This window comes from Frigoribacterium sp. 2-23 (assembly GCF_049601585.1).
Classification (GTDB): Bacteria; Actinomycetota; Actinomycetes; order Actinomycetales; family Microbacteriaceae; genus Frigoribacterium.
On the sequence record NZ_CP187126.1, the window covers coordinates 230,754 to 256,694 of the forward strand.

The following is a 25,941-nucleotide window of genomic DNA, read 5'->3' on the forward strand; positions in this document are numbered from 1 at the left end:
CGACCGTGACACCCGCCTCACGAGCGTCCGCCGAGTCGTCGCGCCCGTCCTCGCCACCGGCCCCGCCGCGCCCTCCGCGCGACGAGGTCGGTGGCCTGCGGCTGCCGCGGACGCCGGGGTTCTTCCGCAGGTTCCTCGCGCGGCACCCCCTGCTCGTCGATATCGCGATCGCGTTCGCGTGCTTCCTGCTCGTGCTGCTCGGCGGCCTGGAGGGCACCGACGACGGCATCGGCTTCAGCCACGGCCCGTACTACCTCGTCATCGGGTTCGTCGCGTCGGCCGCACTCGTGTTCCGGCGCAGCCGACCGATCTCGGTCACCGTCTTCGAGGCCCTCGTGACCTTGATGCTCTCGACGGTGGACGTCCGCGTGATCCCGCTCGCGCTCGTCGTCGCCGTCTACTCGATCGCCGTCTACCGCAGCACCGCCGCCGCCTGGATCACCGCCGGAGCCCTCACCGTCGCCGTCGCCGCGACCATGTTCTTCACACCCGTCTTCGTCGAGGGCAACTCGGGCCTCGTGGTCGGCCTCGTCCTCGTCATCCTGATCGGCCAGTCCGTCGGCGGACGTCGTCGGTATCTCGGCGCGTTGATCGATCTCGCGGCCCAGCTCGCCCGCGAGCGCGACCAGCAGGCGCAGCTCGCGACGGCCGCCGAACGGGCCCGTATCGCCCGCGAGATGCACGACGTCGTCGCGCACGGCCTGTCGGTGATGATCCGGCTGTCGGACGGCGCCGACGCCGTCGCCGAGAGCGATCCGAATCGAGCCCAGGAGGCGGTGCGCCAGATCGGTGCCGTGGGCCGCGATTCGCTGCGTGACATGCGTCGACTGCTCGGCGTGCTCCGCGACGACACCGCGGGTGGCACCGCGGACGACGCGCCGCGGGCTCCGCAGCCGACCCTCGACGAGCTCGACGACCTGCTCGAGACGTATCGTGCCGCCGGGCTGCCGGTCGTCGTGCGCCGCACGGGCACGCCGCCGACGTCGGACGCCGTGCAGGTCGTCGTGTACCGCGCGGTGCAGGAGGCGCTGACGAACTGCCTGCGCTATGCGTCGCGGCCGAGCCGGGTGCTCGTGTCGCTGACGTACGGGGGTGCGGGTGCGGGTGCGGGGGCGGGCGCGGGCGTCGGTGCCGCTGCGGGGGCGGGCGTCGGTGCCGGTGCCGGTGCTGGTACGGGTGCGGGCGTCGGTGCCGCCGCCGCGTCTGCGGAGGACGTCGTCGTCGAGGTGACCGACGACGGGGCGACCGCCTCGACACCGGCCGAGTCGGTCGGCACGGAGCGGGGACTCGTCGGCCTGCGCGAACGCGCGGCGCTGTTCGGCGGCTCGCTGCTGGCCGGGCCGCGTCTCGACGGACCCGGCTGGCGTGTCCGTCTCGTCCTGCCCGGCGCCGCGAACGTGTCGGCCCCCGCTACCAGTCCGGCCCCTGCCGCCGACCTGGCCCCCGAGACGAGTCCGGCCCCCGAGACGAGTCCGGCCCCCGAGACGAGTCCGGCCCCCGCTCCCCCTCTCGAAGGAGACTCATGACCGACATCGGCGTGCTGCTGGTCGACGACCAGGACCTGATCCGGGCCGGCATGGCCATGGTGCTCGGCGCCTCCTCCGGTCTCCGGATCATCGGCGAGGCCTCGAACGGACTCGACGCGGTCGCTCGGGCCGCGGAGCTCAAGCCGGACGTCGTGCTGATGGACGTCCGCATGCCCGGCCTCGACGGCATCGAGGCGACCCGGCAGATCGTGGCGGCGCAGCCCGAGGCCCGTGTGCTCATCCTGACCACGTTCGACCTCGACGAGTACGCGTTCGGCGGGCTCAACGCCGGGGCGAGCGGGTTCCTGCTCAAGGACGCCCCCGCCGCCGAGCTCGTGGCCGCGATCCACGCGGTCGCCGCGGGCGACGCGATCGTCTCGCCTCGTGTCACGCGGGCGATGATCGACCTGTACCGGGGTGAGCTGCCGACGGGAGGGTCGTCGTCGCAGAGCGCGTCCGCCGCCGCGACCGCCGTCCTGTCGGAGCGCGAGAAGGAGGTGCTGGTCGCCATCGGCCACGGCCTCAGCAACACGGAGATCGCCGGGTCGCTCTTCCTGTCCGAGTCGACCGTCAAGACACACGTGGGCCGGGTGCTCGCCAAACTCGGCCTGCGCGACCGGGTGCACGCCGTGATCTTCGCGTACGAGCACGGTCTCGTGTAGCCGACCCGCGCCTCCTCGGCTCGCCGCCGCCCCGCCGACGGAGCGCGGTGGAAACATATCAGTCATGAGCTCTCCCTCGACGACGCAGCCCGACACCCGTTTCTTCGGGCAACCGCGGCCCCTCGCGACCCTGTTCAGCGTCGAGTTGTGGGAGAGGTTCTCGTTCTACGGCATGCAGGGAATCCTGCTGTTGTACCTGTACTTCTCGGTCGCCGACGGTGGGCTCGGCATCGACCAGACCACGGCCGCCGGCATCGTCGGCGCCTACGGCGGCGGGGTCTACCTCTCGACCGTCCTCGGCGCGTGGGTCGCCGACCGACTGCTCGACTCGCGCCGGGTGCTGCTGATCAGCGCGGTCGTCGTGATGCTCGGGCACATCGCGCTCGCGGCGATCCCCGGGGTCGCCGGTGTCGCCGTCGGGCTGATCATGATCGGGCTCGGCAGCGGAGGCCTCAAGGCCACGGCCACCACCCTCGTGGGCACGCTCTACGCGCCGGGCGACACCCGCCGCGACGCGGGCTTCTCGCTGTACTACCTCGGCATCAACCTCGGGGCGTTCTTCGGTCCGATCCTGACCGGACTGCTGCAGAGCACCGTCGGGTTCCACTGGGGCTTCGGGCTCGCGGCCGTCGGCATGGCGGCGGGGCTCGTCCAGTACGCGTTCGGCCTGAAGAACCTGCCCGACGAGTCGCGCCTCGTGCCCAATCCGCTGCCCCGACGCCTGCTGCCGCGCGTCGTCGTCATCGCTCTGGTCGGGGTCGCCGTCATCGTCGCGGCCGTCGCGTTCGGGCTCGTCACGGCGACGAACCTCGCCGTGGTCGTCATCGTCGTGACGGCGCTCGCCGCCGTGGCCTACTTCGTCGTCATCCTGTCGAGTCGCGGCATCTCGTCCGACGAGCGGAGCCGCGTCCTCGCCTTCGTGCCGCTGTTCCTCGCCAGCGCCGTGTTCTGGTCGATCTACCAGCAGCAGTTCACGGTCATCACGATCTACTCGGCCGAGCGTCTCGACCGGTCGGTGTTCGGCTGGGAGTTCCCGATCTCGTGGGTGCAGTCGATCAACCCGATCTTCATCATCGTGCTGTCGGGTGTGTTCGCCGCGCTGTGGACGAAGCTCGGCGCCCGACAGCCCTCGACGCCGGTGAAGTTCGCGCTCGGCACGGGCGTGGTCGGGCTCGCGTTCCTGCTGTTCCTGCCCTTCGTCGGGACCGGGGCGCACGGCACGCCGGTCCTCGCGCTCGTGGTCATCCTGCTGGTGTTCACGGTGGCGGAGCTGCTGCTCTCGCCCGTCGGGCTCTCGGCGGCGACGAAGCTCGCGCCCGAGCGGTTCCGCACGCAGATGGTCGCGCTGTTCTTCTTGTCGGTCGCGCTCGGGACGTCGGCATCCGGCGTGCTGGCCGGCTTCTACGACCCGGCGAACGAGGTGCCGTACTTCTCGGTGATCGGGATCGTCGCGGTGGTCGTCGGGGCGCTGCTGTTGGCCGCGTCACGTCCGGTGCTGCGGCTGATGCGCGGGGTGCGGTAGCGGCGGCTGCCCGTTCTCGACCGTCAACCGGCGTCGCGGGCGAGCCTCCAGACGCGGTCGCGCGACATCGGCAGCTCGTGCGGACGCACGCCGATCGCGTCGCGGACGGCGTTCGCCAGCGCCGGGGCGACCGGGTTGTAGGGTGCCTCGCTCATCGACTTGGCGCCGAGCGGCCCCAGGTCGTCGTGCGTCTCGGCGAACAGGACCTCGGTGCGCGGCACGTCCGAGAACTTGGGGAGGCGGTAGTTGCGGAACGCGGTCGTCGTCACCCGGCCCTCGTCGTCCAGGAGCATCTCTTCGTAGAGGGACGTCCCGATGGCCTGCGCCGTGCCTCCTTCGATCTGGCCGCGGAGCTGCTCGGGGTTCAGCACCGTGCCCGCGTCGGCCGATTGGATCGAGCGGAGGATGCGCACCTCGCCGGTCGCGCTGTCGACGGCGACCCGGAACGCGTGCACGTTGAACGCGACGGACCGCGGCGTGCCGTCGTGACTGCCGTCGGCCACGAGGGGCCCATCGGCCAGCAGCTCGGCCGCGGTGACCAGGCGCTCGCCGATCAGGACGCCGCCGACGACGACGGCGGGGGCACCGGGCGAGGCACCCGTCGGCGAGGCGCTCGTCGGCCCGGCGTCGCGCGACACGATCGCGAGGGCGCGCTCGACCATGGCGAGCCGGAGCTTCTGCGCCGCGGCGAAGAGGGCCTTGCCGGCCACGACGACGCCGGCCGAGCCGTAGGCACCGGTGTCGTAGCGCGCCACATCGGTGTCGGACTGCCGGATCGAGATGCGCTCGGGCGTCGTCCCGAGCACGGTGGCGACCAACTGCGCGTGCACGGTGGTGGTGCCGTTGCCGAACTCGGCCGTGCCGACCCCGATGTCGTAGCCGCCGTCGGGCTGCAGCGCGACCGTCGTGTCGGCGAAGTGCCCGCGCGGCGGCATCGTGGCGATCATGGCGAGGGCCATGCCGGTACCGACCGACCACGAGTCGCCCACGGGGACGGGCACGTCGACCGGACCCGGCTCGCCGAGGGCGCGCTCGACGAGGTCGAGGCACTGGTCGAGGCCGTAGCTGCCGAACAGCAGGTCGCTCTCCTCGTCGGGGTCGACGACCACCATGCGGTCGCCCGGCACGACGACGTTGCGGCGCCGCAGCTCGAACGCGTCGATGCCGAGCCTGCGGGCGAGCTCGTCCATCGCCGACTCGACGGCGAACACGATCTGCCCGAGGCCGTACCCGCGGAACGCCCCACCCGGGAGGTTGTTCGTGTAGACCGACTCGGCGTCGACGCGCTTGTTGGCGCAGCGGTACACGCTGGTCGACTCGTGCACGCTGTGGAACATCACGCCGATGCCGTGGTTGCCGTAGGCACCCGTGTCCATCAGCTGGTCGACGTGCATCGCGGTGAGCACACCGTCGGCGGTCGCCCCCAGGCGCACGCGCACCCGCATCGGGTGGCGGGTGGGGGCGATGGTGAACTCGTCCTCGCGCGTGAACTCGTACTGCACCGGCTGGCCGGTGCGCAGCACGGCCAGGGTGACCAGGTCTTCGGTGAGCAGCTCCTGCTTGCCGCCGAACCCGCCGCCGACCCGGGCCGCGAGCACCCGCACCCGGTCGTCGGGCAGATCGAAGATGTGGCAGATCTCGTCCCGGATCAAGAACGGCACCTGCGTCGAGGTCCGGAGGACGAGCCGGCCGTCGTCGTCGAGCCAGCCGCGGGTCGCGTGGGTCTCGAGGGCACCGTGGCTGACGCGCTGGGTCCGCCAGGTGCCGTCGACCGTCGCGGCGGCGGCCGCGAGGCCCGCCTCGACGTCTCCCGTCTCACCGTGCATCACGGCGAGCGTGTTGCGCTCGGGGAAGGCGATGCGCGACTCGACGCCCTTCTCGCCGTGCACGAGCGGAGCCCCGGGCGACCGCGCGACCTCCGGATCGAACACGGCGGGCAGCACCTCGTACTCGACGACGATCGCGTCGAGCGCGTTCTGCGCGATCCGGACGGACTCGGCGACGACCGCTGCCACCCGCTGCCCCCGGAACCTCAGCACGCTGTCGAGCACGAGCGTGTCGTCGGGGTCGTCGGTGCGGTTCTCGTGCCGGCCGGTCGAGAAGAGCGTCGTGGGGGAGTCGCGATGCGTCAGCACGAGGCGCACACCCGGCAGCGCCTCGGCAGCGCTCGTGTCGATCGAGACGATGCGCGCATGCGCGTGCGGGCTGCCGAGCACCGCGAGATGCAGCACCTTGGTCGTGCTGCGGAAGTCGAGCGTGTACGCCTCGGTGCCCGTCGCGACGCGCATCGCGGCCGGTGCCTTCACGCTGCGACCCGCGGCGTCGCCGTCGGCGGGCGCGACCGTGTTCGTGACGCCGCAGATCGCGTCCTCGATGGCGCGGTACCCGGTGCAGCGGCAGAGATTTCCCTTGAGGAGGCGCGGGAGATCGCCCTTGTCGGCCTCCGTGAACGTCGAGGCCGTCACGATCATGCCGGCCGTGCAGAACCCGCACTGGAACCCGGCCGCCTCGACGAACGCCTGCTGCATCGGATGCGGGTGCTCGGGGGTGCCGAGACCGGCGACGGTCGTCACGCGGGCACCGTCGAGCCGGTGCGCCGGGATGAGGCACGAGTGCACGGGCGCACCGTCGAGCAGCACGGAGCACGCGCCGCAGTCGCCGGCGTCGCAGCCCTTCTTGACCTCGAAGTGGTCGTGCTCGCGCAGCAGGGTGCGGAGCACCTGACCGGGTTGCGGCTCGGCGTCGACCGGCTCGCCGTTGACTTCGAATCTCATGCCGCGCCTCCTGCGGGTGCTGCGGGTGCTGCGGGTGCCGGTGCCGTTGCGGGTGCCGGTGCTGCGGGTGCGGGTGCCGGGGGTGCCTGTGGCGGCGGCCCGGCGAGCTCGTCGCGGATCTCGTGCGCGAAGAGCGTGCTGACGTGGCGGCGCCAGTCGGGGGCGCCGTGCGGGTCGTCGTACCAGTCGTCGACGCGGAGCAGCGCGGTCTCGAGGGCGTCGGCCGACGGCAGCTCGGCGAAGCTCAGTTGGACGGGACGCGGGGTACCGGCCGTGACGGTGATCACCAACTCGCCGTCCGCGGCGACGCGTCCGATCACGAGCGTGCCCGATCGCCCGAGCTCGGACAGCGCGATGCGACGGAAGGCCGTGCGCGACCGCAGGGACGCGAGCGGCACCTCCAGGGCGCGGAGCACGTCGCCGTGCCCCAACGCGTTCTGCCGCACGCCCGTCACGAAGTCGCTCACCGGCAGGTGGCGCTCGCCGCCGTCGGCCGTCCAGACCAGGGCCGTCGCGTCGAGGGCGGCCATCAGCGAGGTCATCGGGCCGGCCGGCAGGCTCGTGGCGATGTTGCCGCCGACGGTCGCCGTGTTCCAGATCTTGAACGACGCGAGCAGCGAGTTGGCGCACTGCCCGATCAGCGGGTGGGCGAGCCAGTCGGCCTCGGCAGGCAGGCGCGTCAGCTCGGCGATCGTGCAGGTCGCCGCGACGGTCAGGCGATCGGCGTCGCGGTCGACCTCGAGCGGCGTCCAGCCGAGTGTCGTCAGGTCGACGAGCCCGGTCAGACCCGGCTGGGGCTCGGAGAACAGCCACGTGCCGCCGCCGAGCGGGTGCTCTCCCGGGCCGAAGACGAGCCCCGACCGGTCGCGCGGCACGCGTATCTCGCGGACGGTGATCAGATCCATGGCGTGCTCGGGTATCTCGTGTCGGGTGAGGCGGTGACGGGGTGCAGATCGGGGTGCACGACGGGGTGCGCCGCGGCGTGGCCGCCCAGGGGTGCGTGGCTACAGTGAACAATCATGATCGACCTGCCCGAGTCCGACCTCCGCGAGCGACTCGCGACCGCCCTCTCCGTGCCGCGCTGGATCGACGAGATCGTCGCCGCCGCGCCGTTCTCGGACGTGGACGCGCTCATCGTCGCTGCCGAGACGGCGGCCGACCCGCTGACCGACTCCGAGATCGACGCCGCCATGGCGCACCACCCGCGTATCGGCGAGCAGCCGGTGGGCCCGGGTGCCGCGGCCGAGTTCAGCCGTCGCGAGCAGGCGTCGGCCGCGGACGCCGACGACCTGCTGGTCGCCCGCGCGCTCGCCGAGGGCAACGCCACGTACGAGGACCGCTTCGACCGCGTGTTCCTGATCAGGGCCGCCGGCCGATCGAGGGCCGAGATCGTGGAGGAGCTCGAACGTCGGCTCAAGCTCGACGACGAGACCGAGCGCCGGATCGTGGGCGAGCAGCTGCGCGAGATCGCCGTGCTCCGCCTGCGGTCGATGTTCGGCGAGGCCGAGGGCGCCCGCGCGGTCGAGGACGCGATCAAGGCCGACGAGAGCCATTCGTCGGCCCGCAGCGACGGGGCGAGCGGCCGATGAGCCACATCACGACGCACGTGCTCGACGCGGCACTCGGGCGCCCCGCGACGGGCGTGCCCGTGTCGCTGTCCGACGAGACCGGGGCGGTGCTCGCCTCGGGGACGACGGATGCCGACGGCCGGGTCGCCGATCTCGGCCCCGACGCCCTCGACGCCGGCGTCTACCGTCTCGTGTTCGACACGGCGACGTACTTCGCGGCGAGCGGCCGCGAGGCGTTCTACCCGCGCGTGACGATCGACTTCTCGCTCGCCGACACCGCGAGCCACTATCACGTGCCCGTGCTGCTCAGCCCGTTCGCCTACAGCACCTACCGCGGCAGCTGACGCGCCGGCTGCCGAGGCAGCTGCCGCGCCGGGGGCGCCCGGCCGGCTGAGGCCGCCGCCGTGCGTGCGCCGGCTGTCGTGTGGCATTTGCGGCGTCGTGTCGTGCACGAACACGACACGATGCCGCGAACCCGAGACGACGCGGCGGCCCCACCTCGCCCCACCACCGCGCACGGACGCACCCCTCACGGACGCACCCCGCTCAGTAATCGGTGCGGTGGTCGTGCGCCAACCACGCGTCGAACGGCGCCGGGGCATTGCCGGGGCGGACGGACTCGACCGGCAGGTCCCACGTGTCGCGGTCACGGCCGAACAGCTCGTAGAACTCGAGGTCGTCGAACCCGCCCCGAGCGGCGTCGTGCCGATCGGCGGCGTAGACCACGCGGTCGACCCGGGCCCAGAGCGAGGCCGACAGGCACAACGGGCACGGCTCGCACGACGTGTAGAGCGTCGCACCGGTGAGGGCGAAGTCGCCGACGGCCTGGCACGCGGCCCGGATCGCGACGACCTCCGCGTGGGCCGTCGGGTCGAGGTTGGCCGTGACGCGGTTCTGCCCCTCGGCGACGAGTTCGCCGTCGCGCACGATCAGGGCACCGAACGGGCCGCCGCCGTTCGCCACGTTGTCGATCGCGAGCTCGATGGTGCGCGCGAGCCAGCGGGAGTCGTCGAGAGCGCTCATCGCGCCTCCTTCGGTGAGGGGCCTGCGGGCGCAGGCGGTCGGATCGGCCTGGCGATCAGGCGGTGACAGGGTCGTGCGGTGATTCAGTGTCGTGGACGGTGCCGAGTGAAGCCGACTCAGGCGAGCCCGGCCGAGGCGCGCCACGCGTCGCCCGCGGGCGGGGCGTCGTCGCGCAGCAGCGTGGCCTCGATCAGACCGTAGGGCCGATCGGCCGCCCAGAACACCTCGTTCGGGTTCTCGAGGGCGAAGTTCGACAGGTCGTAGGCGAAATGGTGCTTGTTGGGTGCGACGAGGCGCACCTCGACGATCTCGGGGATCGCCTCGAGCACGGCCTTGCCCATGTGCCACAGGGTCTGTTGCAGAGCGAGCGACTGCACCGTGGCGAACTGCTCGACCATGAGGCGTCTGACGTCGGCGTAGACCGTGTTCCAGTCGATGGCTCGGTCGGCGAAGCGGGCGTCGTCGGTGCCGGGGGCGAAACGCCACTTGGCGTCGAGGGCCGTCGCCATCACCCGGTCGTGCGTCTCGGGCAGGGTCGTGAACTCGTCGGTGAGGAACCCGGCGAACTCCGAGCCCGTCGACTTGAGCAGCACGAGGTCTTTCAGGCCGCCGACGATGTGCTCGCCCGAGGCGTCGACGGTGACGGCCGCCGTGCGCACCTCCTGCCCCGAACGGACCCACGTGTGATCGTGCTCGACGCCGTCGACGAGCGCCCGCTGCCAGGCGAACTCCTCGATCTCGATGCGGGCGCCGGCGACGGGACCGATGTCGTCGACGAAGTGCCGTGCCAGGTCGAGCCCGAAGTCTTCGATGGCGGCGACGCCCTTCGACTTCGCGAACGCGAACGCCGTGTTCTTCTGCGTGTCGGTCGGCAGCACGCTCGACTGGTCGCCCTCGAGGTAGGCGGGCTCGAAGGGGCCGCGCAGCGCCGTGGTCACGTTGAGGTCGCGGATCTCGTGCCGCGGGCTGTCGCGGTAGATGCGCACGAGCCGCGATTCCGCTTTGCCGTACTGGTTGTCGCCGAGGATGATCGCCATGGCCGTGATCCTCACACAGGCATGTGACAAACGTGTTTCAGCACGGGCCCTTTGTGAACGGTTTGTTTCAGGACGGCCCTCGGGAGGAGTCATCGGCTGGTTATCGTTGGCCGCATGACCTCCGCGACGTGGGCTCTGCAGCCCGGCTCCGGCGACATCCCCGCCGACCTCTACCTGCCCGCGACACCCGGGACGACCCTGTGGGGGCGACTGCCGTGCGCCGCCGACGAGGCCGTCCTGACCGTCGAGTCCGGGCAGCAGGTCACCGTCGACACGCTCAGCCACGAGGGTCTGCTGGACGACCAGGGTCGGGACCCGGTGCGCTTCTTCGGGGCTCACGGCATCGCAGCCGAGGGGGTGCTGGAGGATGCGATCGCGATCGCCGCCTCCTCGTCGTCCGGTCGTGACGCCGCGGTCGACGGCCCGCACGTCGTCACCGGCCCGATCGCCGTGCGGGGCGCCCGACCCGGCGACCTGCTCAAGATCACCGTGCTGCGGACGACACCGCGCGTGCCCTACGGCATCGTCTCGAACCGGCACGGGCGCGGCGCCTTGGCCGGCGAGTACCCGCTCGGCGACCTGACCGTGAGCACGTTCGCCGCCGTCGACCACGAGCCCGACGGCTCGCTCGTCGGAACGATGCCGGTCACGCCGGGCGGTGACCACCTGGTGCGGTTTCCGCTCCGGCCGTTCCTCGGCATCATGGGTGTCGCGGTCGCAGGCGACGCGCGTCCGCACTCCGTGCCTCCCGGTGTCTTCGGCGGCAACATCGACATCAACCTGCTGACCGAGGGAGCGTCGCTGTACCTGCCGGTGCAGGTCGACGGAGCGCTCGCGTACGTCGGCGACCCGCACTTCGCGCAGGGGGACGGCGAGGTGGCGCTCACGGCGATGGAGGCGTCCCTGCGCGTGACGCTGCAATTCGACGTCGTGCCCCGCGACGAGGCCCTCGCGATGTTCGGCGAGATCACCGGGCCGCTCGCCGAGACGGCCGACTACCTCGTGCCGACCGGCCTCGACGAGGATCTCGACGAGGCCGTCAAGGCCTGCGTCCGCGCCGCCATCGCCCTGCTGGAGGCGCGGTTCGGCATGGACCGGACCCTCGCCTACGCCTACCTCTCGGCCGCGACCGACTTCGACATCTCGCAGGTCGTCGACCTCGTCAAGGGGGTGCACGCGCGCATCCGCGTCGCCGACTTCGCCGGCGTGCCGCTCGCGGGTGCGGGTGCGGGGTCTGGTTCTGGTTCTGGTTCGCAATTTGCGACCGATCCGGCCGCGGACCCCAGCGACACGCCGCATACGGCCCCTCACGACGCGAAACGGTCGCAAATTGCGAGAACCGGGGACGAGGAGGCACGGTGAACGGCACCACGCCGGCCGCGTCCGAGCCCGTCCCGACCACACTCGAGGGCGAGCTGCCCGACGGGCTCCTGGCCGCTTTCGATGCCTACGAGCGGGCGCTCGCCGATGGCGACCTCGACGCGCTGGCCGACGCCTTCGAGCCGGGGCCGCTGTCGATGCGCGCGGATGCGTCGGGTCTCCTGGTCGGGCACGACGCGATCCAGGGGTTCCGGGGGAGGCGCGGGTCGGCTCCCGTCCGCCGGATCGAGTCCCGGCACGTGCGAGCGCTCGATGCCGACACGGCGCTGATCGTGTCGGTGAACGTCCCCGTGGGCGGCGGACGCGGTGTCGTCACGCAACTGTGGCGGCGGCACGACGACGGTTCGTGGCGGATAGCGTCGGCGCAGGTGCAGGCTCCGACGGGTGCGATCGATCGGCGGGTGTGGCGGATCGTCGGCGATCCGCTCATACCGGCGCGTCTAGCGGGGGTCGGCGCGGCAAAATGCGACCAAACCGGTGGCGACGGCCCCAAGAACGTGGTTCTGACGGCCAATTCGGCCGAAACGGTCGCAAATTGCGACGACTCGCCCGGGCGGGCAGCGGTGCCGGCGCCCGGGCCGGCGCACGAGCGCGGGCAGCCGCTCGCGGGGCGGACGGTCGCGGTCAAGGACCTGTTCGCGGTCGCGGGGCACGCGATCGGCGCCGGAGTGCCCGCGTACCTGGCGGGCGCGCCGGTCGAGACCGTCCACGCTCCGGCCGTTCAGGCCCTGCTCGACGCGGGTGCGAGCGTGCTCGGCATCGCGCAGACCGACGAGTTCGCGTACAGCATCGCCGGGCGCAACTCCGCCTACGGCACCCCGCCCAACCCGGCCGTGCCCGGCGGCGTCTCCGGAGGCTCCTCGAGCGGCCCCGCCTCCGCGGTCGCCCTCGGCCAGGCCGACATCGGGCTCGGCACGGACACGGGTGGCTCGATCCGGGTGCCCGCGTCGTACCAGGGGCTCTGGGGTCTCCGCACGACCCACGGAGCCGTCGACCGCCGCCGACTCCTGCCCCTCGCCCCCACGTTCGACACCGTCGGCTGGCTGACCCGGAGCGCAGACCTCTTGCACCGCGCGGCCGACAGCACGCTGGTGCGAGCCGACCAGCGACCGGTGGAGGCGTCCTTCGTCGTCGACCCGAGCCTCCTCGGCCTCGTCCAGCCGGAGGTGCGCGACGCCTTCGTCGCCGCGACCGAGGGTCTGCAGCCCGAGCGGGTCGACCTCGGCGACGTGCCCGCGTTGTTCGAGCTGTTCCGGGTCGTGCAGGCGTTCGAGGCGTGGCAGTCGCACGGAAAGTGGATCACGGCGCACCCCGGCGAGCTCGCTCCCGAGGTCGCGGCCCGCTTCGCGTTCGGGGCCGGCCTCGAGGCCGAGCGAGTCGAGGAGGCGCGGGTCGCCCTCGACGAGGAACGTCACCGCCTCGACATGGTCCTGCGCGATCGCGTGCTGCTGCTGCCGAGCGCGTCGTCAGCCGCGCCGTCGCTCGGGGCGACCGCGGCCGAGGTCGACGCGACCCGCACGGCGACCCTCGGGCTGACCTGCGTCGCCGGTGTCGGCGGGTACCCGGCGGTGTCGGCGCCGGTAATGCGGGTGAGCGGAGGGCCGGTCGGGCTCTGTCTGGTCGGGCCGCGATACACGGATCTGGCGCTGATCGAGCTGGCCGCGTCGGTGTTCGCGGGGTAGCTGCGGGGGCTTGCCCGCGCCCGTGCCCGCGCCCGCGCCCGTGCCGCGTCGTGTGGCGTTCGAGGCGTCGTGTGGTGTTCGTGCGCGACACGATGACGCGAACGCGACACGACGGTGGGACCGACCCGCCCGCGCCGCCCCGCGCGCTCAGCTGAGGCTGTCCACGTCCCGGCCCGACCAGAGGTCCGAGCAGTCGACCCGCTCGGCACCGTGCTCGCGCAGATACCCGCGGGCCCCCTGGTCGCCGTGCGCCCAGGCGGTCAGCCCGGCCCAGTGCTCGCGGCCGACGACGACCGGATGCCCGGGGCGCTCGCCGAACACCGCCTGCCGCACGGTCGCGGCGTCGGCGCGGGTGTCTCCCTCGCCGAGGAGGCGCGCCACGGCTTTCGCGGGCAGCTCCGGGAGGTCGACCAGCGTGATCACCGCGACCCGCGCCTCCGTCGTCTCGGCCGCGGCGAGGCCCGCGCGGAGCGATGCCGACAGCCCCTCACCCCAGTCGTCGGCGACCGTGACCTGCACGGGCCGGTCGGTCGGCACGAGCTCGAGGGCGCGGTCGGCCTGCGCTCCGAGGACGACGATCACGTGGTCGCAGCCGCCGCCGAGCAGTGCGTCGATCGCGGTCGCGAGCCACGACGACCCGTCGTCGGCGTGCGTCAGCGCCTTGGGCCAGCCCATGCGGCTGCCCGCCCCCGCAGCGAGGAGCACTCCGACGATCGACATGCCGCCACCCTAGGTGCCGCCGCCGACACCCCTGCTGCCGCCCCGCTGCCCCGCTCGCCCAGAACCCCGTTGCGGAAGAAGAACCTCCGTCGAACGGGGTTCTTCTTCCGCAACGGGGTTCTGCGCGCCGCCGGTAGGGTCGGCGGCATGACCTTCGTCTGCGATCAGTGCCGCCGCGCCGTGAACGGCGAGCAGCATCGCACCGCCACCCGGACGCTCTGCCGCGAGTGCTTCGACGGGTTCCGCGGGCAGGCCGCCGGGCTCATGGCGGGTGGCGGCGTGCCGAACGCGATCTCGACGGCGGGGTGGCTGCAGCGGGTGCGCGAGGCGTTCCGCCGCGACACCGACGCGGGCGGCGCTGGTCGCTGACCCGTGCCTCCTCGTGGTCGGCATGCTCGGTGGCGCGCGCCCCGACACACGAAACCCGGCTGAAACACCGTTTGCGTACACTCGCAGCGTGAAACGTTCCTTTCAGCAGATCGCCCCGCCCAGCCGCCTGCTCATGGGTCCGGGCCCGATCAACGCCGACCCGCGGGTGCTCCGCGCGATGTCGGCCCAGCTCGTCGGGCAGTACGACCCCGCGATGACGGCCTACATGGACGAGACGCAGGCGCTCTACCGGGAGGTCTTCCAGACCGAGAACGAGCAGACGATGCTCATCGACGGCACGTCGCGCGCCGGCATCGAGGCCGCGCTCGTCTCGCTGATCGAGCCCGGCGACCGCGTGCTGGTACCGGTCTTCGGACGTTTCGGGCACCTCCTCGTCGAGATCGCCGGCCGCTGCGGCGCCGAGGTGCACACCATCGAGGTCGAGTGGGGACAGGTCTTCCCGACGAGTGTCATCGTCGAGGCGATCGAGCGGGTGAAGCCGGCGCTGCTCGCCGTCGTGCACGGCGACACCTCGACGACCGTCGCCCAGCCCCTCGACGGCCTGGCCGAGGTCTGCGCGAGGCACGGCGTCCTCTTCTACACCGATGTCACGGCGTCGCTCGCGGGCAACACGTTCCGCACCGACGAGCTCGGGCTCGACGCCGTCACCGCCGGACTGCAGAAGTGCCTCGGCGGCCCCTCGGGATCGAGCCCGGTCACCTTCAGCCCGCGTGCCGTCGAGGCGATCGAGCGACGCCGGTCGATCGAGGCCGGCATCCGTGCCGAGGGCGATGCCGTGTCGGCGCATCCGATCCGGTCGAACTACTTCGACCTCGCGATGGTCTTCGACTACTGGGGACCGCGTCGACTGAACCACCACACCGAGGCGACGAGCATGCTCTACGGCGCGCGGGAGTGCGCCCGACTGCTCGTCGAGGAGGGCGTCGACGACGCCGTCGCCCGCCACGCCCTGCACGGCGGAGCGATGCTCGAGGGGCTCCGCGGACTCGGGCTCGAGGTCTTCGGCGACACCGCGCACAAGATGAACAACGTGACGGCGGTCGTGATCCCCGACGGTGTCGACGGTGACGCCGTGCGTGGAGAGCTGCTCGACGACTTCGGCATCGAGATCGGGACCTCGTTCGGACCGCTGCACGGCAAGGTCTGGCGGGTCGGCACGATGGGCTACAACGCGCGGCGCGACACGGTGCTCACGACGTTGGCAGCGTTGGAGGCGGTGCTCCGGCGGGCGGGAGCCCCGATCACCGCAGGCGGCGGGGTCGGCGCCGCGTACGACGTATACGCGGATGCGGGCCGCGGAGCGGGTGCGGGTGCCGGTGCCGCGGATGCGGCCGGTGCCGCGGATTCGGCCGACGCTGCCGGAGGTGCGGTGTGAGTGCGCAGACGCTCCTACGGTTCGAAACGAATTAGCCGATGAGCAATTACCCTTCCCCTCGCGCGACCGGCGCGACCGGCGCGGCCGCCGGCGCCGCTCAAGCAGGCACCGCCGCGACCGGCACCACCAGGGGCCGCGACGAAGCCGCCCTCATCCTCGCCCGCTGCGACGAGCTCGCGACCCACACGAGCCTCCCGGGCGGCGTCGAGCGCGTCTACCTCTCCCCGCACCACGCCAGCGTGAACCGCCTCGCCGCCCGCTGGATGACCGAGGCCGGTATGACGACCTGGCAGGACGCCGCCGGCAACCAGTGCGGCCGCTACGAGGGTTTCGACCCCGGCGCGCCCGCCCTGCTGCTCGGCTCACACCTCGACACGGTTCGCGACGCGGGGCGTTACGACGGCATCCTCGGGGTCCTGCTCGCGATCGCCGTCGTCGACCGGCTGAAGCGTGCGGGAGTCCGGCTGCCGTTCGCCGTCGAGGTCCTCGCGTTCGCCGACGAGGAGGGCACCCGCTTCGGAGCGACCCTGCTCGGCTCCCGCGCGGCCGCCGGCACGTGGGACACCGCCTGGCTCGACCTCGTCGACGCCGACGGCATCACCATGCGCGACGCCTTCACCGCGTTCGGGCTCGACCCCGACCGGGTCGCCGAGGCCGCACGGACGACGGCCGACACCGTCGGCTACCTCGAAGCGCACATCGAGCAGGGCCCGTACCTCGAGGAGGCCGACCGCGCCCTCGCCGTCGTGTCCTCGATCGCGGGCGCCCGCCGGTTCGCGCTCACCCTCACCGGGGTCGCCGGTCATGCCGGAGGCGTCCCCTATCACCGCCGCCACGACGCGCTCGCGGGTGCCGCCGAGATCGTCCTGGCCGTCGAGAAGGAGGCGCGCGACCGCGACTGCATCGCCACCGTCGGTCACCTCCAGGCCTACCCCGGCGGCGTCAATGTCATCCCCGGACGGGTCGAGTTCAGCCTCGACCTGCGCGGCGAGCACGACGACCGCCGCGACGAGGTCTGGCTGGCGATCCAGGCGACGACGGCCGAGGTCTGCGCGCGGCGGGGGCTCACGATCGAGGCGACCGAGACGCATGCCGCGGATGCGGTCGTCGCCGACCCGCGCCTCCGGGACGTCATCCGCGACGGCATCGCCGCCACGGGAGACACCGACCCGATGACCCTGTTCTCCAAGGCCGGGCACGACGCCATGGCGATGGCCGACCTCACGCCCTGGGCGATGCTGTTCGTCCGTTGCGGCAACGGCGGCATCAGCCACCACCCCGACGAGATCGTCGACGCCGCCGACGTCGCCATCGCGCTCGACGCGTTCGAGGCCGCCGTCCGCGGCGTCGCCTCCGAGGGCGCGGCATGACCGACGCCGAGCCCGACGCCCCCGCCGACCTCGGCCGCCGCATCGACAGCGGTTACGCCGCCCTCACGCGGCAGGAGCAGCGCGCCGCCGACTTCCTCCTCGACCACCTCTCGGACGTCGCCGTCTTCACGGCGACCGAGATCGCCGAGCGCAGCGGTGTCTCGAAGGCGACGGTGTCGAGGCTGTTCCGGAGGCTCGGGTTCAGTGACGCCCAAGAGGTCCGCGAGCAGGCGCGTGCGTCTCGCAGTCGCGGGGTGCCCGTGGGGCCGACCCGCGCCTCCGGCGATCTCGCGGAGCATCTCGCCGCCGAGCAGTCGGCGCTCGCGACGATGGTCGACTCGCTCGCCGACGGTCGCCTCGACATCGCGGCCCGGCAGATCGCCGCCGCCCGACGCGTCGTCGTGATCGGGTTCCGCAACGGCTACCCGGTCGCGCTGCACCTCCGGCAGCAGCTCGCGCAGGTGCGGGCGGGCGTGCAGGTCGCGCCGCAGCCCGGGCAGTCCGTCGGCGAGGAGCTGATCGGCCTCACCGCCGACGACGTCGTCGTGCTGGTCGGGTTCCGTCGGCGCCCTGCCGGATTCGCCGCGGTGCTCGAGACGCTGCGGGCCGCGCAGGTGCCCGTCGTGCTGCTGGCCGACTCGTCGGCGCGCGGGCTGGCCACCGGGCCGCACGCGACCGGCACGCTGTGGCTCGAATGCGCCGTGGGCAGTACCTCGGCGTTCGACAGCTACGCGACCGCGATGAGCCTCGTCAACCTGCTCGCGTCGGCCGTCCAGGGCGTCGACCCCCGCGCCTCCCGCACCCGTGTCGCCGAGATCACGAGCGCCTACGAGGCCCTCGTCGAAGTGGAGAGAACCCCGTGATCCGCAGACTCCGTACCGACCAGTCGCGCATGCACCTCGTCATGATGCTCGCGCTGACGTTCACGACCGGCATCATCGACGCGGTCGGCTATCTCGGTCTCGACCGGGTGTTCACGGCCAACATGACGGGCAACGTCGTCATCCTCGGCATGGCCCTCACGGGGGCCGACGGGCTGCCGATCGTCGGCCCCGTCGTCGCCCTCGCCGCATTCATGTTCGGCGCCGCGCTCGGTGGCGGGCTGCTCCGCCGCGCCCGGACGGGCTGGTCGGGGCTCAGCACGACCGTCTTCTCGGTCACCGGCGGTCTGCTCTTCGCGCTCGGCCTCTCGTGCTTCGTCGTCGTGCCGGTCGAGAACACGCCGTGGGCGTACACGATCACCGGGCTGCTCGGCGCCGCGATGGGCCTGCAGGCCGCCGCCGCCCGACGGATCGCGGTTGCCGACGTCACTACCGTCGTCGTCACGTCGACCATCGTCGGACTCGCGTCCGAGTCGAAGATCGCCGGAGGCACGGGCAAGAACTTCCCGCGGCGGGTGCTCGCGGTGGCGCTGATCCTGGTCGGGGCGGGTGTCGGCGCGCTGCTCCTGCAGGTGCACATCGGCGTGGGCATGGGCGTCGCCGGTGGGCTGACGCTGCTCGTCGCCCTCGTCGGACATCTCGCCCGCGAACGCAAGCCGGTCGGCGAGAAGGAGACGGTCGATGCGTGACGCGGGGCGTGCCTCCTCGACTCCCGGTGCCGCAGCCGCCCCCGACCTCGTCGTGCGGGCCCGACGGGTGCTGCTCGACGGGGCGTTCGCTCCGGCTTCGGTCGTCGTGCGCGACGGCGTCGTCGTGGCGATCGGCGACCTCGACGCGTCCTACCGCGACGCGGCCGACGACGTCACGCTGCCCGACGAGCAGGTGCTGCTGCCCGGTGTCGTCGACACGCACGTGCACGTCAACGAGCCCGGTCGCACCGAGTGGGAGGGCTTCGCCACCGCGACCCGGGCCGCCGCCGCCGGAGGCGTCACGACCATCGTCGACATGCCGCTCAACAGCATCCCGCCGACCACGACGGTCGAGGCGCTCGAGCTCAAGCGGGCCGCCGCCGCGCCGCAGGTCGTCGTCGACACCGGGTTCTGGGGCGGGGCGATCCCGTCGAGCCTCGGCTCGCTGCGCGCCCTGCACGACGCCGGGGTGTTCGGCTTCAAGGCGTTCCTCTCGCCGTCGGGCGTCGACGAGTACCCGCACCTGTCGACCGACGAACTGCTCGCGGCGATGCACGAGATCGCCGCGTTCGACGGCCTGCTGATCGTGCACGCCGAGGACCCGGCGTCGCTCGACGTCGCCGCCGCCGCGCTGCCGGAGGGCTCCGGAGGCGCGGTGTACGCCGACTTCGTCGCCTCGCGCCCCGACGTGGTCGAGCGCACCGCCATCGAGCACGTGATCGACGCCGTGCGCGACTCGGGCGGTCGCGCGCACATCCTGCACCTGTCGAGCGCGTCGGCGCTGCCCGCGATCCGTGCGGCCAAGGACGAGGGTCTGCGGCTCACCGTCGAGACCTGCCCGCACTACCTCTCGTTCGAGTCGGGTGCCATCCCCGACGGAGCGACGCAGTACAAGTGCTGCCCGCCGATCCGCGACGCGGGCAACCGCGAGGCCCTGTGGGAGGCGCTGGTCGACGGCACGATCGACATCGTCGCCTCGGACCACTCGCCCTCGACCGCCGCGCTCAAGTTCGCCGGAGACGGCTCGTTCGACGTCGCCTGGGGTGGCATCTCGGGGCTCGAGCTGAGTCTGCGCGCCGTGTGGACGGGAGCGCGGGCCCGCGGCATCCCGCTCGAGCGTGTGCTCGACTGGATGGCCCGCGGCACGGCCGACCTCGTCGGGCTGACCGACAAGGGCCGCATCGCCGTCGGAGCCGCCGCCGACCTCGTCGCGTTCGAGCCCGAGGCCTCGGTCGTCGTCGACGTCGAGGCGCTGTCGCACCGCAACCCCGTGTCGGCGTTCGGCGGAGCTCACCTGCACGGCGCCGTCGCCGCGACGTGGGTGGGCGGGCGGAGAGCCGGGGGCCGCGCGCGCCTCCTGCGGCGGTAGCGCGACGGGTGCGACTCGAAGGGGGGCGCGGAGCACGAGTAGGCTCGTCGTGAGGGGGAACGATGACAGATTCCAACGCGCCCGAGGGCGTCAACACACCGCCGTCGCGGCAGCCGCGATACTCCGAGAACCCGGAGGCGCCCCAGGGTGGGCAGGGCCAGTCGACCGAGCCGCAGGCGCCCGCGTCGCACGGCGAGGGCGGTGCTCCGCAGCCCGGTTCGGCGCCGCAGGCCGGTGCCGCGCCGGGGTCGTACGCCGCGCCGCAGGCCGGTGACGCGGCCCCGTCGTACGTCGCGCCGCAGGCCGGCTCCGCACCGGGGCCGTACGGCCAACCGCCCGCCGCGCAGCAGCCGCAGTACGCCGGTCAGCAGCCCTACGGCCAGCCGGGCCAGCCGCAGCAGGCCTACGGCCAAGCCCCGAACGGCCAGGCTCCCTACGGGCAATACCCCGGGCAGCCGTCGCGTCCCGAGCGCACGCCCGAGCAGCGCAAGAAACGCACGCGCCTCCTCGTGGGTCTGCTCGGTGGTGGTGCTCTGCTGTTGATCCTGATCATCGTCGGCGGCATCCTGTTCGCGACGACCGCCGCGAAGCACACGCCCGAGGCCGCCGTCCGCGAGTACCTCGACTCCGTGAAGTCGGGTCAGATCGAGAACGCGATGAAGCTCGACGGCACCAAGCCGGCCGACGGCGACGTGCTCCTGACCGATGCCGCGTACAAGAAGGCCAAGGTCCACATCTCGGGCTACGAGATCGTCGCCACGACCGAGTCGGACGGGCGTGCCACGGTGCAGGCCCGGGTCCGGCAGGGCGGCGATTCGTTCCCGCAGACGTTCGTCGTCGACAAGGGCGGCAAGACGGCCGTGTTCTTCGACGAGTGGAAGCTCCAGCCCGTCGCTCTCGGCACCGTCGACGTGCAGGTCGGAGCCCCCGGTGACGCCGGGGTCACCGTCGACGGCCAGGCCGTGACACCGGCCGACGGAGCACTGAGCCTCAAGGCGTTCCCGGGGCAGTACGCGGTCGCGTTGACCTCCGAGGGCGGCTTCTACGCGGCCGACGACACCGTCGCGCAGGTGAAGGGCTTCGGCTCGCCGACCGGCCAGCCCGCCGTGCTCGAGGCGAAACTCACGGCCGAGGGCGTCGCTGCCGCGAACGCCGCGGTCGATGCCTGGGTGCAGGGCTGTGTCGCCTCGCCGGAGCTCGCTCCTCCGGGCTGCACGTTCACGTTGATCAACACCGATCCGACACTGACGCTGACCAACCAGAAGTGGACCCTCGAGGCCGCGCCGCAGTACAAGATCGGCGATTGGGAGGGCAGCGGCTGGGTCGTCTCGAGCACCGTCACGGGCTCGGTGACGTTCGCCGCGAACGCGACGAACACGGCGGGGCAGTCGGGCACTTTCGCCTCGGTCGCACCCGTGCCGTTCCGGATCGGCGGCGTGATCACCTCGTTCGGCCCCGACGGAGCCGTCTTCGAGAACAAGATCGGCTGACCCGGCCGGTCTCGCAGCCCAGCACGGCACAGCACAGCACAGCACGGCGGATGCGCCACGGTACGCCGTGGGGCATCCGCCGTTCTGCTGTGCCCCCTCGACCCGGGCCTCCGGGCCTCAGAGGACCCGCGCCTCCCCGCGTCCTGTCGTGTTCGCGACATCGTGTCGTGCACGGACGGCACAGGATGTCGCGAACACGACACGACGCAGCCGCAGCACCCCCCTGCGTTAGCGATCTGTAGGGATGCCGACCGCACCCGTAAGGAAGTCGTGAGGGCCCGCGACACCCCGTGGACCCGGGTGTCTACTGACTCGCTGTGCCCCGCTGGTGGGCACCGGGTCGTCCGCGGCCCGTCGCCCTCTCCCAGGGAGTCGTTGTGCTCGACATCGTGTACGTGCTCGCCGTGATCGCGGTCTTCGCCGTGGTCGCCCTCGTCGCGAAGGGGGTCGAGCGACTGTGACCGCCGCCCTCGACACGGTGACCGGCATCGGGGCCGCCGTGCTCGCCGTCGCCTCGCTCGCGTACCTCGTGTACGCCCTCGTGAAACCCGAGCGGTTCTGATGGACGCCCTCTTCGGCGTGCTGCAGATCCTGACGGTCGTCCTCGTCCTGGTGCTGCTCTACCGCCCGCTCGGCGACTACATGGCCCGGATCTACTCGAGCAGCCGCGACCTGCGCGGCGAGCGCGGCTTCTACCGGCTGATCGGCGTCGACTCGTCGTCCGAGCAGACCTGGCCCGCCTATCTGCGCGGGGTGCTCGCGTTCTCCCTGATCGGCGTGCTGTTCGTCTATGCCGTCCAGCGCCTCCAAGCGGTCCTGCCCTATTCGCTCGGCTTCCCGGCCGTGCCCGAGGGGCTGTCGTTCAACACGGCCGCGTCGTTCGTGGCCAACACGAACTGGCAGTCGTACTCGCCCGACGTGACCATGGGCTACGCCGTGCAGGCGCTCGGCCTGGTCGTGCAGAACTTCGTGTCGGCGGCCGTCGGTCTCGCCGTCGCGATCGCGGTGATCCGCGGTCTCGCACGCGTGAAGTCGGGCACGATCGGCAACTTCTGGGTCGATCTGACCCGCGGTGTGATCCGGCTGCTGCTGCCCGGTGCCGTCTTCGCGGCATTCGTGCTGCTGCTCGGCGGCGTCGTGCAGAACGTCGCCGGGTTCACCGACGTGACGACCCTCACCGGAGGATCGGCGACGGTCCCCGGCGGCCCGGTCGCCTCGCAGGAGGCCATCAAGCTGCTCGGCACCAACGGCGGCGGTTTCTACAACGCGAACTCGGCGCATCCGTTCGAGAACCCCACGGCCTGGACGAACGTCGTCGAGGTCCTGCTCATGCTCGTGATCCCGTTCGCCCTGCCGCGCACCTTCGGTCGCCTGGTCGGTTCGACGAAGCAGGGCCTCGCGATCGTCGCGGTCATGACGACGATCTTCGCCGTCTCGCTCGCGGCCATGACCTGGTTCGAGCTGCGCGGTGCGGGCACCGCGACGCAGCTCGCCGGCGGAGCGATGGAAGGCAAGGAGGCGCGGTTCGGCATCTGGGGGTCCACCCTGTTCGGTTCGACCTCGACTCTCACGTCGACGGGCGCGGTCAACTCGATGCACGACTCGTACACGGCCCTCGGCGGCATGATGGCGATGCTGAACATGATGCTCGGCGAGATCGCCCCGGGCGGTGTCGGGTCGGGGTTGTACGGCATGCTCGTGCTCGCCGTCATCACCGTGTTCATCGCCGGCCTGCTCGTCGGCCGCACACCCGAGTACCTCGGCAAGAAGGTCGGGCCGCGCGAGATCAAGCTCGCGAGCCTGTACATCCTGGTGACGCCGACCATCGTGCTCGCGTTCACGGCGCTGAGCTTCGCGATCCCGGCCGTGCGTGCCGACGTCGAGGGCACCTCCATCGCCAACCCGGGGCTGCATGGCTTCAGCGAGGTGCTGTACGCGTTCACCTCGGCCGCGAACAACAACGGCTCGGCCTTCGCGGGCCTGACGGCCAGCACACCGTGGTTCACCACGACCCTCGGCATCGCCATGCTGCTCGGCCGTTTCGTGCCGATCGTGCTCGTGCTGGCCCTCGCCGGCTCGTTCGCGGCACAGGACAGGGTGCCCGCCACCGCCGGCACGCTGCCCACCCTTCGCCCGCAGTTCGTGGGCCTGCTCACCGGCGTCTCCGTGATCGTCACGGCGCTGACCTACTTCCCGGTGCTGGCACTGGGACCGCTCGCGGAAGGGCTGCAGTAACCATGTCCACACTCACCGATGCTCCGAGCTCGGAACGGCACGAGTCGTCGACCGATCCCGCGCACGAACCCCGACGCGGCAGCGCGTTCGGTCTCGCCCAGCTCGTCCAGGCCCTTCCCGGAGCCCTGCGCAAGCTCAACCCGCGCGACATGTGGCACAACCCGGTCATGTTCATCGTCGAGGTCGGCGCCGCGTACACGACGCTGCTCGCGATCGTGGGCCTCTTCACCGGGCCGCAGACCTCGGGTGGCTCGGCCGTGCCCGGGTCGTTCACCTGGGGCATCGCCGTGTGGCTGTGGCTGACGGTCGTGTTCGCGAACCTGGCCGAGTCCGTGGCCGAGGGGCGGGGCAAGGCCCAGGCCGAGACCTTGCGCAAGACGCGCACGAGCACGACGGCGAGACGCGTGGTGTCGTACGACGCGACCTCGGACGCGGCGGCCGAGCGCGCCTCCTCGGAGTCGGTCTCGTCGGCCGACCTCGTGCTCGGTGACACGGTCGTCGTGACCGCGGGTGAGCTGATCCCCGGGGACGGCGACATCGTCTGGGGCATCGCCTCGGTCGACGAGTCGGCGATCACGGGGGAGTCGGCGCCGGTGATCCGCGAGTCCGGCGGTGACCGCAGTGCCGTCACGGGCGGCACGCGGGTGCTGTCCGACCGCATCGTCGTGCGCATCACGAGCAAGCCCGGCGAGACGTTCGTCGACCGGATGATCCGGCTCGTCGAGGGCGCCGCCCGGCAGAAGACACCGAACGAGATCGCGCTGAACATCCTGCTCGCGAGCCTGTCGATCGTCTTCGTCGTCGTGACGCTGACGCTGAACCCGATCGCGAGCTACAGCGACGCATCGGTGAGCGTCCCCGTGCTGATCGCGCTGCTCGTCTGTCTGATCCCGACCACGATCGGCGCCCTGCTCAGCGCCATCGGCATCGCCGGCATGGACCGTCTCGTGCAGCGCAACGTGCTCGCGATGTCGGGTCGCGCCGTCGAGGCCGCGGGCGACGTGACCACGCTGCTGCTCGACAAGACCGGCACGATCACGTACGGCAACCGTCAGGCGGCGGAGTTCACGCCCCTCGGCGGCGTCGCGCAGACCGAGCTCGTCGCGGCGGCCGCGACCTCGTCGCTGAGCGACCCGACCCCCGAGGGCAAGTCGATCGTCGACCTGGCGCTCACGACCGGATGGCAGCAGCCGACCGACCTCCGCGGCGAGATCGTTCCGTTCACGGCGCAGACGCGCATGAGCGGGCTCGACCTGCCCGATGGCACGCAGATCCGCAAGGGTGCCGGTAGCTCGGTCATCGCGTGGGTGGAGGAGCACCGCCGGCTCGCCTCGACCGAACACGACGAGCTGCAGACGCGCATCGACGAGATCTCGAACCGAGGAGGCACGCCCCTGGTCGTCGCGACGGTCACGGCGGACGGCGAGGCCCGGGTGCTCGGTGTCGTCTACCTCAAGGACGTCGTCAAGACCGGCCTGCGCGAGCGGTTCGCCGAGTTGCGCAGCATGGGCATCCGCACCGTCATGATCACGGGTGACAACCCGCTGACGGCCAAGGCCATCGCGGCCGAGGCCGGCGTCGACGACTACCTCGCCGAGGCGACCCCGGAGGACAAGCTCGCGCTCATCCGTCGCGAACAGGAGGGAGGCGCGCTCGTCGCCATGACCGGCGACGGCACGAACGACGCCCCGGCCCTCGCCCAGGCGGACGTCGGCGTCGCGATGAACACCGGCACGTCGGCCGCGAAGGAGGCCGGCAACATGGTCGACCTGGACAGCGACCCGACGAAGCTGATCGACATCGTGCGCATCGGCAAGCAGCTGCTCATCACCCGCGGAGCGCTCACGACCTTCTCGATCGCCAACGACGTCGCGAAGTACTTCGCGATCATCCCCGCGATGTTCGCCGGCGTCTTCCCCGGGCTGGGGCTGCTCAACGTCATGCAGCTCAGCTCGCCCGCCTCGGCGATCCTGTCGGCGATCATCTTCAACGCGCTCGTGATCGTGGTGCTGATCCCGCTCGCGCTGCGGGGTGTGCGGTACCGCGCGGCCTCGGCGTCGTCGATCCTGTCGCGCAACCTGCTCGTCTACGGGGTCGGCGGGATCGTGGCGCCGTTCGTCGGGATCAAGCTGATCGACCTCGTCGTGAGTCTGTTGCCCGGGTTCTGACCCGGAGGCCGGGCCGCGACCGGGCCGGGCCACGCCCTCCTCAGCCTCACCGCACCTCCTGAATCGTGCGAATCGCACAG

At 72.1% G+C, this 25,941-nt stretch carries 23 protein-coding genes; 18 read left to right on the top strand and 5 right to left on the bottom strand.

The window, feature by feature from the left end; genetic code table 11:
- Positions 1-5 precede the first annotated feature (5 nt).
- The 3 genes from ACPEEZ_RS01120 to ACPEEZ_RS01130 all read left to right on the top strand — a co-directional run bounded on the left by ACPEEZ_RS01120 (position 6) and on the right by ACPEEZ_RS01130 (position 3,710).
- A complete protein-coding gene (locus tag ACPEEZ_RS01120) occupies positions 6-1,526 on the top strand; it encodes a sensor histidine kinase (RefSeq protein WP_423921606.1) in 1,521 nt (506 codons plus the stop codon).
- Positions 1,523-2,188, top strand: a complete 666-nt coding sequence (locus tag ACPEEZ_RS01125; RefSeq protein ID WP_423921608.1) for a response regulator — start codon at positions 1,523-1,525, stop codon at positions 2,186-2,188. The genes ACPEEZ_RS01120 and ACPEEZ_RS01125 overlap by 4 nt, the downstream gene beginning before the upstream one ends.
- 64 nt (positions 2,189-2,252) lie before the next feature.
- A complete protein-coding gene (locus ACPEEZ_RS01130; RefSeq protein WP_423921611.1) occupies positions 2,253-3,710 on the top strand; it encodes a peptide MFS transporter in 1,458 nt (485 codons plus the stop codon).
- Positions 3,711-3,733: 23 nt separating this feature from the next.
- On the opposite strand, the gene ACPEEZ_RS01135 is transcribed toward ACPEEZ_RS01130, so the two are convergent.
- Complete coding sequence (locus ACPEEZ_RS01135) at positions 3,734-6,484, bottom strand: molybdopterin-dependent oxidoreductase (RefSeq protein WP_423921613.1); 2,751 nt, start codon at positions 6,482-6,484, stop codon at positions 3,734-3,736.
- The gene (locus ACPEEZ_RS01140; RefSeq protein WP_423921616.1) at positions 6,481-7,389 is read right to left on the bottom strand and encodes an FAD binding domain-containing protein; all 909 of its coding nucleotides are present in this window, start codon (positions 7,387-7,389) and stop codon (positions 6,481-6,483) included. The genes ACPEEZ_RS01135 and ACPEEZ_RS01140 overlap by 4 nt, the downstream gene beginning before the upstream one ends.
- Before the next feature lie 114 nt (positions 7,390-7,503).
- Here ACPEEZ_RS01140 and uraD point away from each other — a divergent pair, with 114 nt between their 5' ends.
- Both uraD and uraH read left to right on the top strand, forming a co-directional pair.
- The gene (gene uraD / locus ACPEEZ_RS01145) at positions 7,504-8,073 is read left to right on the top strand and encodes a 2-oxo-4-hydroxy-4-carboxy-5-ureidoimidazoline decarboxylase (RefSeq protein ID WP_423921618.1); all 570 of its coding nucleotides are present in this window, start codon (positions 7,504-7,506) and stop codon (positions 8,071-8,073) included.
- On the top strand, positions 8,070-8,396 hold the full coding sequence (gene uraH, locus ACPEEZ_RS01150) for a hydroxyisourate hydrolase (protein WP_423921621.1): 327 nt from the start codon (positions 8,070-8,072) through the stop codon (positions 8,394-8,396). The genes uraD and uraH overlap by 4 nt, the downstream gene beginning before the upstream one ends.
- A 202-nt stretch (positions 8,397-8,598) precedes the next feature.
- Here uraH and ACPEEZ_RS01155 read toward each other — a convergent pair whose 3' ends face one another.
- Complete coding sequence (locus ACPEEZ_RS01155) at positions 8,599-9,075, bottom strand: nucleoside deaminase (RefSeq protein ID WP_423921624.1); 477 nt, start codon at positions 9,073-9,075, stop codon at positions 8,599-8,601.
- 116 nt (positions 9,076-9,191) lie between these two features.
- A complete protein-coding gene (gene pucL / locus ACPEEZ_RS01160; RefSeq protein WP_423921627.1) occupies positions 9,192-10,112 on the bottom strand; it encodes a factor-independent urate hydroxylase in 921 nt (306 codons plus the stop codon).
- Between the two features lie 114 nt (positions 10,113-10,226).
- On the opposite strand from pucL, the gene ACPEEZ_RS01165 reads away from it, so the two are divergent.
- Together ACPEEZ_RS01165 and ACPEEZ_RS01170 are read left to right on the top strand one after the other, a co-directional pair.
- Positions 10,227-11,474 carry an acetamidase/formamidase family protein gene (locus ACPEEZ_RS01165; protein ID WP_423921630.1) on the top strand — a complete coding sequence of 416 codons (1,248 nt, stop codon included), beginning with the start codon at positions 10,227-10,229 and terminating at the stop codon, positions 11,472-11,474.
- On the top strand, positions 11,471-13,174 hold the full coding sequence (locus ACPEEZ_RS01170) for an AtzH-like domain-containing protein (RefSeq protein ID WP_423921633.1): 1,704 nt from the start codon (positions 11,471-11,473) through the stop codon (positions 13,172-13,174). The genes ACPEEZ_RS01165 and ACPEEZ_RS01170 overlap by 4 nt, the downstream gene beginning before the upstream one ends.
- 147 nt (positions 13,175-13,321) lie before the next feature.
- On the opposite strand, the gene ACPEEZ_RS01175 is transcribed toward ACPEEZ_RS01170, so the two are convergent.
- Positions 13,322-13,894, bottom strand: a complete 573-nt coding sequence (locus tag ACPEEZ_RS01175) for a nucleotidyltransferase family protein (RefSeq protein ID WP_423921636.1) — start codon at positions 13,892-13,894, stop codon at positions 13,322-13,324.
- Between the two features lie 147 nt (positions 13,895-14,041).
- Between ACPEEZ_RS01175 and ACPEEZ_RS01180 the strand changes: the two genes are divergently transcribed.
- The 11 genes from ACPEEZ_RS01180 (at position 14,042) to kdpB (ending at position 25,861) form a co-directional block, all read left to right on the top strand.
- Positions 14,042-14,263: a hypothetical protein gene (locus ACPEEZ_RS01180; protein WP_423921638.1), complete on the top strand. Its 222-nt coding sequence runs from the start codon at positions 14,042-14,044 to the stop codon at positions 14,261-14,263.
- A 133-nt stretch (positions 14,264-14,396) separates the two neighbouring features.
- Positions 14,397-15,659, top strand: a complete 1,263-nt coding sequence (locus ACPEEZ_RS01185) for a pyridoxal-phosphate-dependent aminotransferase family protein (protein WP_423924316.1) — start codon at positions 14,397-14,399, stop codon at positions 15,657-15,659.
- 38 nt (positions 15,660-15,697) lie between these two features.
- Positions 15,698-17,029, top strand: a complete 1,332-nt coding sequence (locus ACPEEZ_RS01190) for an allantoate amidohydrolase (protein ID WP_423921641.1) — start codon at positions 15,698-15,700, stop codon at positions 17,027-17,029.
- Entirely contained in the window at positions 17,026-17,892 is an 867-nt protein-coding gene (locus ACPEEZ_RS01195; RefSeq protein ID WP_423921643.1) for a MurR/RpiR family transcriptional regulator, read from the top strand. Before ACPEEZ_RS01190 ends, ACPEEZ_RS01195 begins: the two co-directional genes overlap by 4 nt.
- Entirely contained in the window at positions 17,889-18,599 is a 711-nt protein-coding gene (locus tag ACPEEZ_RS01200) for a YoaK family protein (RefSeq protein WP_423921646.1), read from the top strand. Before ACPEEZ_RS01195 ends, ACPEEZ_RS01200 begins: the two co-directional genes overlap by 4 nt.
- Complete coding sequence (allB, locus tag ACPEEZ_RS01205) at positions 18,592-19,968, top strand: allantoinase AllB (protein WP_423921648.1); 1,377 nt, start codon at positions 18,592-18,594, stop codon at positions 19,966-19,968. Before ACPEEZ_RS01200 ends, allB begins: the two co-directional genes overlap by 8 nt.
- Positions 19,969-20,030: 62 nt before the next feature.
- Positions 20,031-21,458, top strand: a complete 1,428-nt coding sequence (locus ACPEEZ_RS01210) for a hypothetical protein (protein WP_423921651.1) — start codon at positions 20,031-20,033, stop codon at positions 21,456-21,458.
- Positions 21,459-21,775: 317 nt separating this feature from the next.
- Complete coding sequence (locus tag ACPEEZ_RS01215) at positions 21,776-21,919, top strand: hypothetical protein (protein WP_423921654.1); 144 nt, start codon at positions 21,776-21,778, stop codon at positions 21,917-21,919.
- The gene (gene kdpF, locus ACPEEZ_RS01220) at positions 21,916-22,020 is read left to right on the top strand and encodes a K(+)-transporting ATPase subunit F (protein WP_423921657.1); all 105 of its coding nucleotides are present in this window, start codon (positions 21,916-21,918) and stop codon (positions 22,018-22,020) included. Before ACPEEZ_RS01215 ends, kdpF begins: the two co-directional genes overlap by 4 nt.
- Entirely contained in the window at positions 22,020-23,693 is a 1,674-nt protein-coding gene (gene kdpA, locus ACPEEZ_RS01225; RefSeq protein ID WP_423921660.1) for a potassium-transporting ATPase subunit KdpA, read from the top strand. The genes kdpF and kdpA overlap by 1 nt, the downstream gene beginning before the upstream one ends.
- 2 nt (positions 23,694-23,695) lie before the next feature.
- A complete protein-coding gene (kdpB, locus tag ACPEEZ_RS01230; protein ID WP_423921663.1) occupies positions 23,696-25,861 on the top strand; it encodes a potassium-transporting ATPase subunit KdpB in 2,166 nt (721 codons plus the stop codon).
- The last annotated feature ends 80 nt before the right edge of the window (positions 25,862-25,941 follow it).